This is a genomic window from Rhodococcus kronopolitis (genome assembly GCF_042654025.1).
Lineage (GTDB): Bacteria > Actinomycetota > Actinomycetes > Mycobacteriales > Mycobacteriaceae > Rhodococcus_G > Rhodococcus_G kronopolitis.
Genome location: NZ_JBHSFO010000002.1, coordinates 628,612 through 645,091 on the forward strand (window position 1 = coordinate 628,612; position 16,480 = coordinate 645,091).

17 protein-coding genes and 3 tRNA genes are annotated in these 16,480 nt (G+C 68.9%); 11 read left to right on the forward strand and 9 right to left on the reverse strand.

Going from position 1 to position 16,480, the window contains the following annotated elements:
• Positions 1–31 precede the first annotated feature (31 nt).
• Complete coding sequence (locus tag ACFO6S_RS06205) at positions 32–2,008, reverse strand: helicase HerA-like domain-containing protein (protein ID WP_378415083.1); 1,977 nt, start codon at positions 2,006–2,008, stop codon at positions 32–34.
• 82 nt (positions 2,009–2,090) lie between these two features.
• Between ACFO6S_RS06205 and orn the strand changes: the two genes are divergently transcribed.
• On the forward strand, positions 2,091–2,690 hold the full coding sequence (gene orn, locus ACFO6S_RS06210; RefSeq protein ID WP_378415085.1) for an oligoribonuclease: 600 nt from the start codon (positions 2,091–2,093) through the stop codon (positions 2,688–2,690).
• Between the two features lie 89 nt (positions 2,691–2,779).
• Positions 2,780–2,852, forward strand: a tRNA-His gene (locus ACFO6S_RS06215).
• 195 nt (positions 2,853–3,047) lie between these two features.
• Here ACFO6S_RS06215 and ACFO6S_RS06220 read toward each other — a convergent pair.
• On the reverse strand, positions 3,048–4,247 hold the full coding sequence (locus tag ACFO6S_RS06220; RefSeq protein WP_378415087.1) for a L,D-transpeptidase: 1,200 nt from the start codon (positions 4,245–4,247) through the stop codon (positions 3,048–3,050).
• A 281-nt stretch (positions 4,248–4,528) separates the two neighbouring features.
• On the opposite strand from ACFO6S_RS06220, the gene ACFO6S_RS06225 reads away from it, so the two are divergent.
• The 4 genes from ACFO6S_RS06225 (at position 4,529) to ACFO6S_RS06240 (ending at position 8,546) form a co-directional block, all read left to right on the forward strand.
• A tRNA-Lys gene (locus ACFO6S_RS06225) sits at positions 4,529–4,601 on the forward strand.
• Between the two features lie 170 nt (positions 4,602–4,771).
• Positions 4,772–7,135 (forward strand): arylsulfatase, encoded by a 2,364-nt coding sequence (locus ACFO6S_RS06230; RefSeq protein ID WP_378415089.1) that lies wholly within the window; start codon positions 4,772–4,774, stop codon positions 7,133–7,135.
• Between the two features lie 14 nt (positions 7,136–7,149).
• A complete protein-coding gene (locus tag ACFO6S_RS06235) occupies positions 7,150–8,367 on the forward strand; it encodes a DUF2254 family protein (RefSeq protein WP_378415090.1) in 1,218 nt (405 codons plus the stop codon).
• Between the two features lie 106 nt (positions 8,368–8,473).
• Positions 8,474–8,546 (forward strand) — tRNA-Lys (locus tag ACFO6S_RS06240).
• Positions 8,547–8,619: 73 nt separating this feature from the next.
• Here ACFO6S_RS06240 and ACFO6S_RS06245 read toward each other — a convergent pair.
• Together ACFO6S_RS06245 and ACFO6S_RS06250 are read right to left on the reverse strand one after the other, a co-directional pair.
• Positions 8,620–9,021 carry a hypothetical protein gene (locus ACFO6S_RS06245; RefSeq protein ID WP_378415092.1) on the reverse strand — a complete coding sequence of 134 codons (402 nt, stop codon included), beginning with the start codon at positions 9,019–9,021 and terminating at the stop codon, positions 8,620–8,622.
• A gap of 140 nt (positions 9,022–9,161) precedes the next feature.
• Entirely contained in the window at positions 9,162–9,899 is a 738-nt protein-coding gene (locus ACFO6S_RS06250; RefSeq protein WP_378415257.1) for a TetR/AcrR family transcriptional regulator C-terminal domain-containing protein, read from the reverse strand.
• 289 nt (positions 9,900–10,188) lie between these two features.
• Between ACFO6S_RS06250 and ACFO6S_RS06255 the strand changes: the two genes are divergently transcribed.
• The 4 genes from ACFO6S_RS06255 to ACFO6S_RS06270 all read left to right on the forward strand — a co-directional run bounded on the left by ACFO6S_RS06255 (position 10,189) and on the right by ACFO6S_RS06270 (position 12,744).
• Positions 10,189–10,362 (forward strand): CsbD family protein, encoded by a 174-nt coding sequence (locus tag ACFO6S_RS06255; protein ID WP_378415094.1) that lies wholly within the window; start codon positions 10,189–10,191, stop codon positions 10,360–10,362.
• A 68-nt stretch (positions 10,363–10,430) separates the two neighbouring features.
• The gene (locus tag ACFO6S_RS06260; protein WP_378415096.1) at positions 10,431–10,586 is read left to right on the forward strand and encodes a DUF6131 family protein; all 156 of its coding nucleotides are present in this window, start codon (positions 10,431–10,433) and stop codon (positions 10,584–10,586) included.
• Between the two features lie 63 nt (positions 10,587–10,649).
• Positions 10,650–11,888 carry a fatty acid desaturase family protein gene (locus ACFO6S_RS06265; RefSeq protein ID WP_378415098.1) on the forward strand — a complete coding sequence of 413 codons (1,239 nt, stop codon included), beginning with the start codon at positions 10,650–10,652 and terminating at the stop codon, positions 11,886–11,888.
• Positions 11,889–11,964: 76 nt separating this feature from the next.
• Positions 11,965–12,744, forward strand: a complete 780-nt coding sequence (locus ACFO6S_RS06270) for a DUF1206 domain-containing protein (RefSeq protein WP_378415258.1) — start codon at positions 11,965–11,967, stop codon at positions 12,742–12,744.
• A 27-nt stretch (positions 12,745–12,771) separates the two neighbouring features.
• Here the strand turns inward: ACFO6S_RS06270 and ACFO6S_RS06275 are convergent, their stop codons facing one another.
• The 3 genes from ACFO6S_RS06275 to ACFO6S_RS06285 are packed head-to-tail and all read right to left on the reverse strand — an operon-like array spanning position 12,772 to position 13,945.
• The gene (locus tag ACFO6S_RS06275; protein ID WP_378415100.1) at positions 12,772–13,170 is read right to left on the reverse strand and encodes a low affinity iron permease family protein; all 399 of its coding nucleotides are present in this window, start codon (positions 13,168–13,170) and stop codon (positions 12,772–12,774) included.
• 59 nt (positions 13,171–13,229) lie between these two features.
• Positions 13,230–13,697, reverse strand: a complete 468-nt coding sequence (locus tag ACFO6S_RS06280) for a hypothetical protein (protein WP_378415101.1) — start codon at positions 13,695–13,697, stop codon at positions 13,230–13,232.
• Positions 13,698–13,723: 26 nt separating this feature from the next.
• Positions 13,724–13,945 carry a DUF3618 domain-containing protein gene (locus ACFO6S_RS06285; protein ID WP_378415103.1) on the reverse strand — a complete coding sequence of 74 codons (222 nt, stop codon included), beginning with the start codon at positions 13,943–13,945 and terminating at the stop codon, positions 13,724–13,726.
• Between the two features lie 127 nt (positions 13,946–14,072).
• On the opposite strand from ACFO6S_RS06285, the gene bcp reads away from it, so the two are divergent.
• Positions 14,073–14,546, forward strand: a complete 474-nt coding sequence (bcp, locus tag ACFO6S_RS06290) for a thioredoxin-dependent thiol peroxidase (RefSeq protein WP_378415105.1) — start codon at positions 14,073–14,075, stop codon at positions 14,544–14,546.
• 89 nt (positions 14,547–14,635) lie between these two features.
• Here bcp and ACFO6S_RS06295 read toward each other — a convergent pair whose 3' ends face one another.
• Complete coding sequence (locus ACFO6S_RS06295; RefSeq protein WP_378415107.1) at positions 14,636–16,003, reverse strand: dipeptidase; 1,368 nt, start codon at positions 16,001–16,003, stop codon at positions 14,636–14,638.
• Positions 16,003–16,479, reverse strand: a complete 477-nt coding sequence (locus ACFO6S_RS06300; protein WP_378415109.1) for a hypothetical protein — start codon at positions 16,477–16,479, stop codon at positions 16,003–16,005. Before ACFO6S_RS06300 ends, ACFO6S_RS06295 begins: the two co-directional genes overlap by 1 nt.
• Position 16,480 lies beyond the last annotated feature (1 nt).

The following is a 16,480-nucleotide window of genomic DNA, read 5'->3' on the forward strand; positions in this document are numbered from 1 at the left end:
TCCGGTGACCCGTCGACCGCGCACGAGTGCGTCAGCGCCTGCGGCGGCGGCCGGTGCCGAAGAGGGACCGAGAGATCTCCCGACCGGCGACGGTGGCCGCGGACCGCAGGAAGCTCTTGACCGCGGAGTTCTCCATGATCCGCTCGACCGCGCTCGGCTCGTCCGGCGGCGGGGGCGGCAGGTCCGGCAGGTCCGGCAGCAGCGGCGGCAGGTCCAGCCCGTCCGCGTTCGGCGCGCCGGAGACCTTGGCCGTGAGCCGCTCGTAGGCCGACTCCCGGTCGACGGTCTGCCCGTACTTCGCGTTCAGCGGACTGGCCGCGGCCGCCGCCCGGATCGCGGGCTCCCCGACGGTGTCCATCAGCGACCGCGGCGGCGGGATCATCGCCCACGCGACCGGTGTCGGCGCGCCCTTCTCCGAGAGCACCGTCACCACGGCCTCGCCGGTGCCCAGCGAGGTCAACGCCTTCTCCAGGTCGTAGTGCGCGGTCTTCGGGTACGTCCGGACCGTCTTGTTCAGCGCCTTCTGGTCGTCCGGGGTGAACGCGCGCAGCGCGTGCTGGATCCGGGCCCCGAGCTGGCTGAGCACGTTGTTGGGCACGTCGGTGGGCAGCTGCGTGCAGAAGAACACGCCGACGCCCTTGGAGCGGATCAGCTTCACGGTCTGCTCGACCTGCTGCAGGAACGCCTTCGACGCGTCCGCGAACAGCAGGTGCGCCTCGTCGAAGATGAACACCAGCTTGGGCTTGTCCACGTCGCCCACCTCGGGCAGCGTCTGGAACAGGTCCGCGAGCACCCACATCAGGAAGGTGGAGAACATCACCGGCCGGGCCGCCTGGGCGCCCAGCTCGAAGAGCGTGACGACGCCCCGGCCGTCCGGGCCGACCCGCAGCAGGTCCTCGGTCTCGAACTCCGGCTCACCGAAGAAGGTGTCGCCGCCGTCCGCCTCCAGGTTGACCAGGGCCCGCAGGATCACCCCCGCCGTCGCCGACGACACGCCGCCGATCCCCTTCAGGTCGGCCTTGCCCTCGTCGGAGGTCAGGTGCGCGATGACCGAACGCAGGTCCTTGAGGTCGAGCAGGGCCAGGCCCTGGATGTCGGCCCAGTGGAAGATCAGCCCGAGGGTCGACTCCTGGGTGGCGTTGAGCCCCAGCACCTTGCTCAGCAGGATCGGACCGAAGCTGGTGATGGTCGCGCGGACCGGGACGCCGATGCCGCCGGTGCCGAGCGAGAGGAACTCGGTGGGGAACGCGGCGGGCGCCCAGTCCGCGATGCCGGTAGACGCGGCACGGGCGGCGATCTTCTCCCCCGCCTCGCCGGACGCGGACAGCCCGGACACGTCGCCCTTGACGTCCGCCATCACCACCGGCACGCCGGCGGCCGAGAGCTGCTCGCAGATGCCCTGCAGCGTCTTGGTCTTGCCGGTGCCCGTCGCGCCGGCCACCAGGCCGTGCCGGTTCAGGGTGGCCAGCGGGATCCGCACTCGCGCAGTCGGATCGACGACGCCGTCCACCATCACGGTGCCGAGCTCGAGCGCGGCGCCCGCGAAGGCGTAGCCGGCGGCGATCTCCTGCGCGGCGCCTGCGGGCGGGGCCGGGACCGCGGCGGCCGCCGGGGCGGACTCGACCGCGACCGGGCTCTCGACCGTCGGGGCAGGCTCGACGGGCTGGGTCGCCCCGGCCGGCGGCTGGGCCTGCTGCGCGGCGGCTTCGGCCTCCCGCAGCGCGGTCTCGGCGGCCGCAGCCGCGGCGGCCGCCGGGGCGGACTCGACCGCGACCGGGCTCTCGACCGTCGGGGCAGGCTCGACGGGCTGGGTCGCCCCGGCCGGCGGCTGGGCCTGCTGCGCGGCGGCTTCGGCCTCCCGCAGCGCGGTCTCGGCGGCCGCAGCCGCGGCGGCCGCCACCCGGGCCGCCTCCTCGGCGGCGGCCTGCGCCACCTTGGCCCGTTCTGCGAGTGAAGCCTGGTCGGGCGCCGGCCCGGAATCACCGGATGCGGTCGGGTCCACCGTCATTCATGCACTCCTCGTCAGCTTCGACACCACGAATGTGTCCTGCACGAGACTAGCGCGGCCACCCCTGACTACTGTGGATCCCGTGCAGGACAAACTCGTGTGGATCGACTGTGAAATGACCGGACTTCGGCTCGGCTCCGACAAGCTCATCGAGGTGGCCGCACTGGTCACCGACAGCGAGCTCAACGTGCTCGGCGAGGGTGTGGACATCGTCATCCACGCCGACGACGCCGCGCTCGACGACATGCCCGAGGTGGTCCGGAAGATGCATGCGCATTCCGGCCTCACCGAGGAGGTGCGGGCGTCGACGGTCACCCTGGCCGAGGCCGAGGCCCAGGTGCTCGCCTACATCCGCGAACACATCCCCAACCCGGGCACCGCGCCGCTGGCCGGCAACTCCATCGCCACCGACCGCGGGTTCATCACCCGCGACATGCCGCTGCTCGACGACTACCTGCACTACCGGATGATCGACGTGAGCTCGATCAAGGAGCTGTGCCGCCGCTGGTACCCGCGGATCTACTTCGGCCAGCCGGAGAAGGGCCTTGCGCACCGCGCCCTCGCGGACATCAAGGAGTCGATCCGCGAACTCAAGTACTACCGGCAGACCGCGTTTGTCGCCGAGCCCGGGCCCTCCACCAGCGAGATTGCCGAAATCGTCAAGGTTCTCGAGGCGGAGTAGAAACCGATTGGCTTTCCGGCGGGGAGTCAGGCTAATATCGTTCTCGCTGATGCGGAACAGCCCGAGAGGGCGAAGCCGTGGACGTGATGGTGACCGTAGTTCAGTTGGTAGAGCACCAGGTTGTGATCCTGGCTGTCGCGGGTTCGAGTCCCGTCGGTCACCCGAAGAGAAGGCCCCCGATTTCGATCGGGGGCCTTCTCTCGTTTCCGGCGCACTCACCTTCGCCCGCGCGACGCATCTTCTCCGCTCGCCCCCGCCACCCTCACCCGTTCTCCGTGGGCCCACGGCACCCCACGCAAACAAGACGGACCCCGCGGCCGAAATCGGCTGCGGGGCCCGTGGATGGGGAACCGGGGACTACACGTTGGCGTTTCCGGCCTTCCACGTCGCCCACGGCACGTTCCAGTCGCCGAGGCCGTCCGTGCCGGACAGGGTGCCGCCGACGGTGTTCTTCACGACCGTGATGTCGCCACGCTTGGTGTTGTCGAACACCCACTTCGCATTGGCCGGGCTCAGGTTGAGACAGCCGTGGCTGGTGTTGGTGTTGCCCTGCTCCCCCACCGACCACGGTGCGGAGTGGAAGAAGATGCCGCTGTACGACATTCGGGTCGCCCAGTCGACCGGCGTCTTGTAGCCCTGCGCCGAGTTCACCGGGACGCCGTAAGTCGACGAGTCCATCACCAGGTGCGAGAACCGGTCGCCGATGATGTAGACGCCGTTGTCCGTCGGCGAACTGTCCTTGCCCATCGAGGTCGGCATTGTCATCACCACCTGACCGTTGCGCTCGAACGTGACCTGCTTGGTGTTGTCGTCCGCGTACGCGATCATCGAGTCGCCGATCTTGAACCCCGAGGTCACGTCGGACTGACCGAACAGGCCGCGGCCGAGATCCTTGCCGAAGACATTGACGGCGACCGACACCGTGGTGCCCGGCGCCCAGTAGTTCTCCGGCCGCCAGCGCACCTCACGGTTGTTCACCCAGTAGAAGGCACCCTCGACGGGCGGGACGGTGGTGACGGTGATCGCCGACTGGGCAGCCATCCGGTCCGGCACGTCCTCGTCGAACTGCACGGCGACCGGCTGGCCGATGCCGACCACGTCACCGTCGCCCGGCATGACGTACGGCTTGGTCAGGTTGCCGGGCGAGCTGGTGGTGAACTCCGACTTCATCGTCGTGGCACCGCCGAGTCCGAAGGCCTCCGCGGTGATCCGGTACCGGCCGTTGTACGCCAGCGGCGCGGTGTTCGACCACGACAACCCGTCCGGCGCGACGACGCCCGGCACCTGCGCACCCGCGGCATCGGTCAAGGTGACCGTCGAGAGCAGTCCGTCCGCCGCCTGGATGGCGACCGGATCACTCGGCGAGTGCCCGACCGCACCGTCCGCGACCGACGGGGTCAGCTTCGGCTTGATCATCTCCGTGACCGGATTCAGGTCGATCGCCACGTCGGCCGGCGCCGCGTTGGCGGACCCCGTCGACGGAACCGAGCATCCCGTGGCCACCAGGGCCATTGCCGCCGCCCCCAGCGCCCATGCGCTCAGCGAGACCCGCACCATCTCAACCCCACTTCTTGAAGTTCCACATCGCGATCGACAGGCGCCGCCGGCACCGAAATCGGGTACCCCAGCGCCTGCCCGTCGAACTGCCAATGATGCCAGCAGTTAGCTGGGCGGGCCAACCGCGACGCGGCCCGGAAGATCTCATTCGCATGTCAATCGGGCCCACCGACCAAAGCGTTACTGACCAGCGAGAATGATTCGGATTTGCATTCGCTCGAGGCGCTCGTCTAATGTTCTCCACGTCGCAGCGAGCGGGTCTGACCCGAGCGAGCGGCGATGCGCCTATAGCTCAGTTGGTAGAGCAAGTGACTCTTAATCACTGGGTCCGGGGTTCGAGTCCCTGTGGGCGCACCCGAATAGCCCCCCTGGTCGTCACGACCAGGGGGGCTTTCGCGTTTCTCCACCATCTGCCGACTCCGCACGCCGATTCGTCCTGCCGGTACCGGAACCGGCCGCTACCGTGGATGCATCTACAGGCGCCGAAGGGCGTTCCGATGCGTGACAACGGAATGTGAGCAGCCATGGTGGACCGGACCGATCGTCGTGAGGTACTTCCCATTCCCGACCGGCCGCGAGTCGGCCTGGTGACCTACGACGCGAAAGACCCGGACACGGCGTTCCCGCCGATCGAGCCGCTGCTGCCACCCGCCGGCGCACCGAACGTGCTCGTGGTCCTGCTCGACGACGTCGGGTACGGCGCCAGCAGCGCCTTCGGCGGACCGGTGCACACGCCTACCGCGGAACGCCTGCAGCGCGACGGGCTGACCTACAACCGATTCCACACCACCGCGCTGTGCGCGCCGACACGTGCGGCGCTGCTCAGCGGGCGCAACCACCACTCGGTCGGGATGGGCATGATCACCGAGACCGCGACCTCGGCGCCCGGCTCGTCCGGGCTGCGCCCGAACACCAAGGCTGCGTTGCCGATGACGTTGAAACTCAACGGCTACTCGACGGCCCAGTTCGGCAAGTGCCACGAGGTGCCGCCCTGGCAGACCTCGCCCGTCGGCCCGTTCGATGCCTGGCCCACCGGCGGCGGCGGATTCGAGCACTTCTACGGGTTCATCGGCGGCGAGAACAACCAGTACTACCCGGCCCTCTACGAGGGCGTCACGCCCGTCGAGGCCGACCGGACGCCCGAGGAGGGCTACCACCTCACCGAGGACCTGGCCGACCGCACCATCGACTGGGTGCGCACCCAGAAGTCGCTCGCGCCCGACAAGCCGTTCTTCGTCTACTTCGCGCCCGGCGCCACCCACGCCCCGCATCACGTGCCGCGGGAGTGGGCCGACAAGTACGCCGGCCGGTTCGCCGACGGCTGGGACGCGCAGCGCGAGTCCATCTTCGCGCAGCAGAAGCAGCGCGGCGTGGTGCCCGGCGACGCCGACCTCACCGCCCGGCCGGACGCGATCCCGGCCTGGGACGAGATGGACGAGGCCCTCAGGCCGGTACTGGAACGTCAGATGGAGGTGTACGCGGGATTCCTCGAGCACACCGACTTCCACGTCGGCCGGGTGATCGACGCGATCGAGTCGCTCGGAGCCCTCGAGAACACGCTGGTCTACTACATCATCGGCGACAACGGTGCCTCCGCCGAGGGAACGGTCAACGGCGCCTTCAACGAGATGGCGAACTTCAACGGCATGGCCGCTATCGAGACGCCAGAGTTCATGGCCGCGGCCAAGGACAAGCTCGGGACACCGGAGGCCTACAACCACTACTCGGTCGGCTGGGCGTGGGCCATGTGCGCCCCCTTCCAGTGGACCAAGCAGGTCGCCTCGCACTGGGGCGGCACCCGCAACGGGACGATCGTGCACTGGCCCGCAGGCATCCGCAGCAAGGGCGAGACCCGGTCCCAGTTCACCCACGTGATCGACGTCGCCGCGACGGTGCTCGAGGCTGCCGGGCTGCCCGAGCCCACTTTCGTCAACGGCGTGCAGCAGGCCCCCATCGAGGGCACCAGCATGGTCTACAGCTTCGACGACGCCGACGCACCCGAACGACACGACCTGCAGTACTTCGAAATGGCCGGCAACCGCGGCATCTACTTCAGGGGCTGGAGCGCGGTGACCCGGCACAGCACCCCGTGGCTGCCGAACGAGGTGCTGCCCGCCCTCGACGACGACGTGTGGGAACTCTACGACGGGACCACCGACTGGACGCAGGCCCACGACCTGGCGGCAGAGATGCCCGAGAAGCTCACGGCGCTGCAACGGCTGTGGTTGATCGAGGCAGTGAAGTACAACGTGCTGCCGATCGACGATCGCCGGTTCGAGCGCATGAATGCCACCATCGCCGGCCGGCCACAACTGGTGTCCGGCAACACCCAGGTGCTGTTCCCCGGGATGAAGCGGCTCAGCGAGAACAGCGTCCTCGACATCAAGAACCGGTCCTTCAGCGTCACCGCCGCGATTCAGACACCGGCCGACCGCAGCACCAGCGGGGTGATCGTCGCGCAGGGCGGCCGATTCGGCGGGTGGGCGCTCTACGTCGACGAGGGACGCGCCAGGTTCATCTACAACCTCCTCGGCATGACGGAGTTCGTGACCGAGGCCACCGAGGCCCTCTCCCCCGGCAGCCACCAGGTCCGCGCCGAGTTCGCCTACGACGGCGGCGGACTCGCGAAGGGCGGCAACGTCACCCTCTACTACGACGGCCGCGTCGTCGGCGACGGTCGGGTCGAGACGACCCAGCCGATGATCTTCTCCGCGGACGAGACGACGGACATCGGCGACGACTACGGGATGCCCGTCAGCGCCGACTACCCGGACCCCAGCAGGTTCAACGGACGAATCGAGGTCGTGCAGATCGACGTCGGCGAGGACGACCACTCCCACCTCATCGACCCAGAGGAGGTCATCCGGGTCGCTATCTCGCGTCAGTGACGGGTGAGTGACCGGTGCCCACCCCCGTCGGCCAGGCCTTCCTCCGCCACAGGCGACGCCTGCGCGCCGGACTCGCCCAACTGCTGTCGATCCTGGTCGGCCTGGGGCTGGGCCTGGTCATTCCGACCCTCTCGGGCGGGCCGACGGTCCCCGCCCGTCAGGTCACCGACCTGTTGATCACCTTCGGCCTGGGGCTGCTGGGCGCAGTCGCCGTGATCTTCTCGCTGCTCTTCCTCGTGGTTCAGTGGGCCGCCACCACATTCACACCTCGCCTGACGCTGTTCCGGGACGACCCCATCGTCTGGCGGACCTTCGCCTTCGCCCTCGGCCTGGCCGTCTTCGCCGTCACGGCGGCCCTCGCAATCGGCACCCGGACCGAGGTTTCGATGATCCTCCCCGTCATCACCTTGCTGCTGCTGCTCGTCATGCTCGCGCTGTTGCGAACACTCCAGCTCCGAGCCTTCGCCGCCATCCAACTGGCCCCGGCCCTGGGCTCCATCGCGGACCACGGCCGGACGATCCTCGCCGCCCTCTACCCCGCCGCCACCGGACGCCCCGCCTATCCACCTGCTCCGCTGCCGCCGCTGCGCACGACGGTCACCTGGCCGCACCCGCCGAGCGTGGTGCAGGAGATTGATGTCGACCGGCTCCTGGTCACCGCCCGGGCCGCGGACTCGGTGATCGTGCTGCGCGGGCTCCCCGGCGCCACCCTGCATCGCGGCGCGCCCGTCGCGGACGTACACGGCACCGACCTGCCGGCCGCCGCGGTCCTCGACGCCCTGGTCCGCGGCCGGGAGCGAACCTTCGTCCAGGACCCGTTGCTCGCCCTCCGGTTGCTGGCCGACATCGCCCTGCGAGCCCTCTCACCCGCGGTGAACGATCCCGCGACGGCCGTCCAGGTGCTCGACGAGATCGAAGACCTGCTCGACCGGGTCGCCGATGCGGACACGGCGCCGCTGCGGATCGTCGACAGCGCCGGGGTACCGCGAATCGTCGTCCCGCGGCCCGGATTCGACGACTTCGTGCGGACCGCCCTCGACGACGTGATCGCGGCCGCCGCGGCCTCGCCGATGACCCTCGACCGACTCCGGACGCTGCTGATACGGGAACGAAACCGGTCGGTGCCCGTCCACCATCGGATGCTCACCGCCCGGCAGGACTGGGTCGACGAACTGTCCGGACGCTTCACACACCTTCACCCGCCGCCCGGCGGCAGCGGTCGGTCATCCTGATCGCCCCCGCTGCGGACACCGGAGGGGCGAATTTGGATTCACGCGGCGCGCTCGTCTACAGTTCTCCACGTCGCAGCGCTTGGGTCTGAACCGATCGAGCGGCGATGCGCCTATAGCTCAGTTGGTAGAGCAAGTGACTCTTAATCACTGGGTCCGGGGTTCGAGTCCCTGTGGGCGCACCCGAAAAGCCCCCCTGGTCTTCACGATCAGGGGGGCTTTCGCGGCTTCCGGGGACACCTGGCCGGCCACCGTTCACGAATCTGGGGGCTCCCTGTGCCCGCCGGGTCGAGGCGCTTCCGGTGTCGTCGAGGCCGGGTCGATCGTGTCGGCCCGATCCAGCTGCTGGTTCAGTTCGTCACGGGAGTCGGTGGCCTCGATGCGGTGAGCGGCGGCGCGCTGTTCCAGGCCCTCAGCCTCGGCCGCCTTGGCCTCGGCTTCAGCCTGGGCGGCGCGAGCCTTGGCGGCGGTCTCGTCCGCGAGCGCCTCCCGCTGGCCGACCCGGAGTGACTCCTCCCCGGCCTGGGTGCGGATCTCCTCGGCTTCGACGTGACGGTGTTCGTTGCGTTTGTTCCGCGCCACCCAGGCGAGCGCGGCCAGGATCGCAATCACCGCGACTGCGGCAACGACGATCCAGATCGTTGTGCTGGTAGCCATGTCGGCTCCTTGCGTTTGTCCAGCGTTGGCAACATCACCAACCACATGACGCAACCTGCTGACTTGGTGTGTATGCAATTGAGTCAACTCCGCTGGTCGGCCCACGTCAACGTCGTAGACCTACAAGCGCTGTCGCAGCTTCAGGCAGCCGCGCCGTCGGGGTCGGTCAGGGTTGCGGTCAGGCCCGCGAACAGGATGTCGAGGCCACGTTCGAGTTCGGCTTCGCCGTCGTACGCGGCCAGCACGGGCGCAAGGCCACGCAGGAGCGGAAAGTCACCGATCGGTAGTCGGTGCAAGCCGAGGCGTAGCAGGTCGTCGGTCTCCTCCGGGCGTTCGACCAGCTCCTGCAGCTCGTTGAGGATGTGCCCGTTGAGGAACCCGAACAATGCCCGATAGACGTGCAGGGCCTCGGTGTCGGTGAAGCCCGCCCGTGTAAGCAGGGACAGGACAGCTTCGAGTGGCCGCAGCGTACCGAGCGGCCGGAGCCCGAGGGGTGTCGAGAGCGGGCGGGTGACGAGTAGGGGCACAACATTGGGATGGTCGAGCGCCAATCGACGAAACCCCCGCGCGACCGAACGCAACTGCGCGACCCAGTCGCTGCCGTCGACCTCGAACTGACCGCCGGCGTCGATCTCGAGTTGGTCGAGGACCTTCTCCGCAACGCCGTCGAGAAGCGCCGCCTTGTTCGGCGCATGACGGTAGAGGGTCATCGGATCACGGTCCAGGGCCTTCCCGAGTCGACGCATGGACAGTGACTCGACTCCGTCGCGGTCGATCATCTCGAGCGCGACCTCCAGGATCCGGTGCCGGGTGATCGGCCCGACACCGGGTGTACCGCCACCACGACGTGTCGCGCGAGGAGCCGGCTCCATCGACATCACCAACACACTCCAATCAATCAGCGTAGGCCTCAAGCATAGAACTACACCGTTGACACACCTTCGAATACGGCGTTGACTAGGTACGACTAGCGTGAGAGCACGCCCGGCACGACCTGTACTCGCGTCGGTCCGGCGCCACACACCGGGGTCCGCACGCAGGCGCCCACCGGCGGGCACGATCGGCGACGCCCCTTCACCGTCCGGGCGAGGCGGTACCGCGCACCCACACACTGACGATCGCCCGCGGCACCGGTTTCGGTCGCGCATCAGAGGAAGAAGCACCGTCATGAGCATCGGTAGAAAGATTGCGCACTCGGCCGAAGCCGCAAAGGGTTCGGTCAAGAAGGTGGTCGGGAGGATCACGGGTAGCACCCGCCTGCGGACCGAGGGGCGCGTCGATCAGGCCAAGGGCAATCTCAAGCAATCGGGCGCCAAGGTCAAGGACGCCTTCAAACATTGACTCGGGTCGTTGCAACTGCTCGACCTCAACCTCATGCTCTGTCCCGTCAACAAGACCAGGAAGTCGTCATGATCATCCTCGGAATCATCCTCGCCGTCGCCGGATGGCTACTCGCGATCCCCGTGCTGCTGTACATAGGGGTCATCCTGCTCGTCGTCGGTATCGTGCTGATGGTCGCGGGATCGGCCGGCCATGCCGTCGGTGGCCGGCGCCACTACTACTGACCGAGTCCCGCCCCACGCCCACATGGTCCGCGAGTTCGCGGTCTCGCGGGCTGGTGAACGGTCATGGCGATCTCCGACATCAAGGAATACGCACATCTCAGCGATAGAGATGTGGAGGAGTTGAGCCGCGAACTCGACGGCATCCGCCGCGAGGTCACCGATTCGCTCGGTGAGAGCGACGCGGCCTACATCCGCCGCGCCATCGCCTTCCAGCGGGTACTGGACACCGCCGCTCGGCTGCTGATCGTCGGCAGCCGGACAACGATCGGCTGGTCACTCGGAACGACGGCGCTGGCCGCGGCCAAGAGCATCGAGAACATGGAGATCGGACACAACGTGTCCCACGGCCAGTGGGACTGGATGAACGATCCCGAAATCCACTCCACCAACTGGGAGTGGGACATGGCTGGCCTGTCTTCGCAGTGGCGCTATTCCCACAACTACCGCCACCACGTGTTCAGCAATGTCGTCGGCATGGACGAGGACCTCGGCTTCGGGGTCATCCGCATCACCCGCGACCAGCCGTGGCGTCCGGGCCATCTGCTCCAACCCCTGCGGAACCTGTTGCTGGCGGCCACATTCGAATGGGGCATCGCCCTACACGGCCTGTACTCCGAGCGGGCCCGGACCGGCAGCGACGCCGAGAGGTCCGCCCACACGCGAGCACTGCTCGGGAAGATCGCCCGACAGGCGGGAAAGGACTACCTGCTCTTCCCGATCCTCGGCGGACGCCGGTGGCGCCGGACCCTGAAGGCGAACATCACGGCCAACCTGCTGCGGAACCTGTGGGCGTACGTCGTGATCTTCTGCGGGCACTTTCCCGACGGCGCCGAGAAGTTCACCCTCGCTGAACTCGAGCACGAGAGCCGGGCGGAATGGTATCTGCGCCAGATGCTCGGCACCGCAAACTTCCGGGCCGGCAAGGTGCTGGCGTTCATGAGCGGCAACCTCTGCTATCAGATCGAGCATCACCTGTTTCCCGACCTTCCCAGCAATCGCTACGCGGAGATCTCGGCGAAGGTGCAGGCCCTGTGCGCGAGGTTCGACCTGCCGTACACCACGGGTTCGCTTGCGATGCAGTATCTTCTGGTGCTCCGCACCGTCCACAAGCTGGCGCTGCCGGACCGGTTTCTGGTCGCAACATCGGACGACGCACCGGAAACGGCCTCCGAACTCAAGTTCCGCAGACCCGGCGCCCAGGAGGTCGGGACCGCCCGAATCGGGCTGCGCACCGCACTACGGGCCTCGCGTTCCGCAGCCCACGGGATTCGCCCACCGGCGTGGAGCGGTCGCCGTGGCTGATCGCGACTCGCCCACGGCATCCTCTGACGGCAAGCCCTCGACGTCGTACGAGAACTCGTCCTCGACGACGGCCAGGGTGGCCCAGAACAGCATCTTCGAACGATTCGCCCGGGCGGGCTTCATCACGAGCGGAATCGTCCACCTGATCATCGGCTACATCGCCGTCCGCGTCGCCTTGGGCGGCGCCGCCGGTGCCACCGACCAATCCGGCGCGATGGCGGAACTGGCCAGCAAGCCGGGCGGAAGGTTCGCCCTGTGGGTGGGCGTCTTCGCCTTCCTGGTGATGGCACTGTGGCGTCTCGCCGAAGCGGCGCTCGGAAAGTCGTCGGAGCCGGGATCCGAGCACACATCGTCCGAAGTGATCAACCGCATCAAGGCTCTCGCCCTGGCGATGGTCTACTTCGCCTTCGCCGTCACCGCGTTCGGGTTCGCCCGGGGCAGCGGAAAATCCAGCAGCGCCCAGAGTGCGGGGCTGAGCGCACGCATGATGCAGAGTACCGCCGGAACCGTCACACTGATCGTCGTCGGCCTGATCGTCATCGCGGTCGGCGGCTACCACGTCTACAAGGGAGCCAGCCGGAACTTCGTCGAGGACCTCGAGGGTGAAACCAGCGACCTCGTGCGACGGCTGGGCATCGTCGGATACATCGCGAAGGGGCTGGCCATCGCGGCGATCGGATTGCTGCTCATCCTCGCCGCCGCCCAATCGGCGCCGAGCAGAGCCACCGGGCTCGACGGCGCCCTCAAGACACTGTTGGCCCAGCCATACGGCGTGACACTCCTCGTCTTGGCCGGCCTGGGGATCATCACCTACGGCCTGTACAGCTTCGCCATGGCCCGATACGCCAAGATGTGACAACGGCAGGCAACCGGGAACGACAGCTCACTGGCGTTCTTCGAGCCCGACGGCTTCCCGCAGCCGGTCCGCGGCGGTGCGCAGGGCCGGGTCGTCGAGTGCGGGCGAGGCCAGCAGCGCGGCCAGTGCCTCGGCAAGGACATTGAGTTTCTCCTGCGAGGCCTCGTTGGCGCGGCGGCCGGCGTTCTCGAGCAGCACGACCAGCAGCAGCGTGAAGACGCTCGCGACGGTGTGAATGGCGACCTGCCAGGCCTTGAGGTCCGTCCACCACGGCAGGCTGATCAGCCACACCACAACGATCCCGGCACACAGGAAGAAGAACGGCGCCTGGCTGACCCGGAGTTCGGCCTGCTCAACGAAGCGGTCGAACGACGAACGGCGGTCGCGTCCTTCGCGGGTTCGGGCGGCATCGCTGCTTCGCTCCATCACCGGAGTTTAGTCGCATCTCACGTGCCGGACGGGCGCTGAATTCTCGCGACCTGCCGCTACGACGCGAAGTGCCGACGCAGCCGACGGTGCCGGTGCGCGAAGAACGCCGAGATGCCGCGGGCCAGCAGCCCGCCCAGTCCGGGGACGACGGCCAGCGCCCGACGGGGTTCGAAGGTGACCCGGTCATGCACGCGGGTGCGCGACGGCCCGTCCGCGGTCAGCGTCCGCTCGTGTTCCCAGCGTCGCATCGAGCCCATCGTGGACCGCTCGTGGAATCGGTGTCCCGGATCCAGCTCGGCCACCGTCAGGTCGTCGTAGTCGAACGGGAGCAGGCCGAAGAGGAACAGCCAACACCGTCCGACCTTTCGGCCCACCTCGACGGTATCCACGGTGAGCCCCCGCCGACCGCGGGGCGTCGCCATCCGCATCACCGGCATCATCTCGCCGTTGATGCCGGCCGGCGTGACCACCCGGGCCCACACTTCCTCGCGCGGCGCATCGACCAGCGAGGTCTGCTCGACCACGTGCACCCGGGCGGACGCCGGTTCGGTCAGCTGAAGATCTTGCGCAGCACCAGTACGACGACCAGCGCACCCGCGCCGACCAGGGCGTACTTGACGGGCGGCTCGTTCACCTTGGCCACCAGCGAGACTTTCGCGGTCTCGACCAGCCGCTTCGGGTTGGTGCGGACGCTGAGCTCGTCCAGGGTGCTGGCGAGCTGGTTGCGCGCCCGCTCGATGTCGCGCTCGATGCTGTCGGTGTCCCTGGGCACGTGAATCCCGCTTTCTCTCATCGCCTTGTGATGTGTGCCTTGACCGTACCGGGACTACCGCCCCGGCCGTAGCCAGGAACCCGCGGCGGGGCCGCCGAGCCGGCCGCCGGGCAAGTAGCCTGACGTCGTGACCGAGAACCTCAAGCTCTCCCCCGGAGACGCCGCACCCGAGTTCACCCTGCCCGACGCCGACGGCAAGGAGGTGTCGCTGTCCGACTTCCGCGGACGCAAGGTCATCGTGTACTTCTACCCGGCCGCCAGCACCCCCGGCTGCACCAAGCAGGCCTGCGACTTCCGCGACAGCCTCGCCGAGCTGAACGGCGCGGGCCTCGACGTCGTCGGCATCTCCCCCGACAAGCCCGCCAAGCTGGCCAAGTTCCGCGACGCCGAGTCGCTGACCTTCCCGCTGCTCTCCGACCCCGAGCGGACGACACTGACGGCGTGGGGCGCGTTCGGCGAGAAGAAGATGTACGGCAAGACCGTGCAGGGCGTGATCCGCTCGACCTTCCTCGTGGACGAGGAGGGCAAGATCGAGGTGGCCCAGTACAACGTCCGGGCCACCGGGCACGTCGCCAAGCTGCGCCGCGACCTGTCCGTCTGACGCGTCGACCGACGCCCCCGCGCCCGGGTTCGATCCCGGACGCGGGGGCGTCGTGGTCAGCCGGGCGTCGTGGTCACAGGGCGGCGCCGTCAGCGGGTGCCGGCGAACCGGCGCAGGAACAACGCCTCCGCGACCGCCAGGTTCTCGATCTCGGACGGGTCGACGCTCTCGTTCGGGGCGTGGATGAGGCAGCGCGGCTCCTCGACCCCGATCAGGGCGATCTCCGCCCCCGGGACCTGGTCGGCGAAGACGTTGCACAGCGGGATCGACCCGCCCTGCCCGACGGTGCCCAGCGGCTTGCCGAAGGCCTCCGTCATGGCCGCGCCGAGCGCCGCATACCCCGGGCCGTCGATCTCGGCCCGGAACGGCGACCCGGTCGGCTCCCTGTCGACGGTGACTCGCGCGCCCCACGGCGCGGCGGCCTCGAGATGCGCGACCAACGCGTCCTGCGCCTGCTGCGGGTCCATGCCCGGCGGCACCCGCAGGTTCAGCCTGGCGGAGGCGCGCGGTTGGACGGCCGCGGCCGAACCGACCACCGGCGGGCAGTCGATGCCGAGGATGGTCAGCGCCGGCCTGGCCCACACCGCGTCGGCCACCGAAGCCGTCCCGGCCAGCCCGACGCCGTCGAGCACGCCCGCGTCCGTACGGAACTGGGCCTCGGGGTAGTCCACCCCCGACCACGTCGCGGTCGCGTCCAGCCCGGCCACGGCGGTGTTGCCCGCCGCGTCGCGCAGGCTCGCGAGCATCGCCACCAGCGCCGCCAACGCGTCCGGGGCGGGCCCGCCGAACATGCCCGAGTGCACCGCCCCCGCCAGGGTCTCCACGTGCACCACCACGTTGGCGATGCCGCGCAGGGTGGTGGTGGCGGTCGGCAGGCCAACCTCCGCATTGCCGGTGTCGACCACCAGGATCATGTCGGCCTGAAACAGTTCGGGCCGCTCCTCCACGAGGGCCTCGAGCCCGCCGGTGCCCATCTCCTCGGAGCCCTCGGCAACCACCCGGATGCCCACCGGGAACGGCGTGCCGAGCGCCCGCAGCGCCAGCAGGTGCATCACGATGTTGCCCTTGCAGTCCGCGGCGCCGCGTCCGTACCAGCGACCGTCGCGCTCCGTGAGCTCGAACGGCGAAGTGTGCCACTTGCTCTCGTCGCCGGGCGGCTGGACGTCGTAGTGGCAGTACAGCAGCACCGTCGGCGCACCCGGCGGTCCCGGCTGGTGTCCGACGACGGCGTTCGACCCGTCGGCTGTCTCGATCAGGTCGACTGTGCCGATCCCGGCCGCCACGAACGCGTCCCGGACCCACTGCGCGGCCCGCACGCACTCCTGCGCCGGGTACTGCCGCGGGTCGGCCACCGAGCGGAAGGCGACCAGCGTCGCGAGTTCGTCACGCGCCGTGGGCATCAGGGCCCGCACTGCGCCGCGGATCTCGTCCGTCGTCGACGTCTGACTTCCCGCCATCATTCCTCCACCAGTTTGAGGTCGCGCACGTGCGCGTCGTATCCGGCCAGCTGGTCCGGGCAGTAGACCTCGAGCACCAGGCGCTGGGCCTCGACCAGTTGCAGGGTGCCGATGATCGGGCGCTGGCCCGGCCCGGCCGCGCCGCTAACGATCTGCTGGTGCAGCACGGCGTCGCGCAACGCGCTGCCGGGGTCGCTGCACGCCGCGCCGCCGTCGGTGCCCAGCACCCGCGCGGTGGCCTCCGTGTCCAGGGTCCCGAATCCGGCCTCGTCGAAGCGAGCCGACAGTTGGGTCGCCTTGTCCTGCGCGGCCGCGTCGTCCCGATGCTGGTTGAACGCGACCAGCCCCCACACCGCCAGTCCGACGAAGACGGCCGCCGCCGCCAGGTAGACGATCCGGTGGGTGTTCTCTGGCCGCGTGTGCAGGTCGTCCACGGCCGCGATGCTCACGCCGTCGTCCTCTGCGGTACCGGCCATC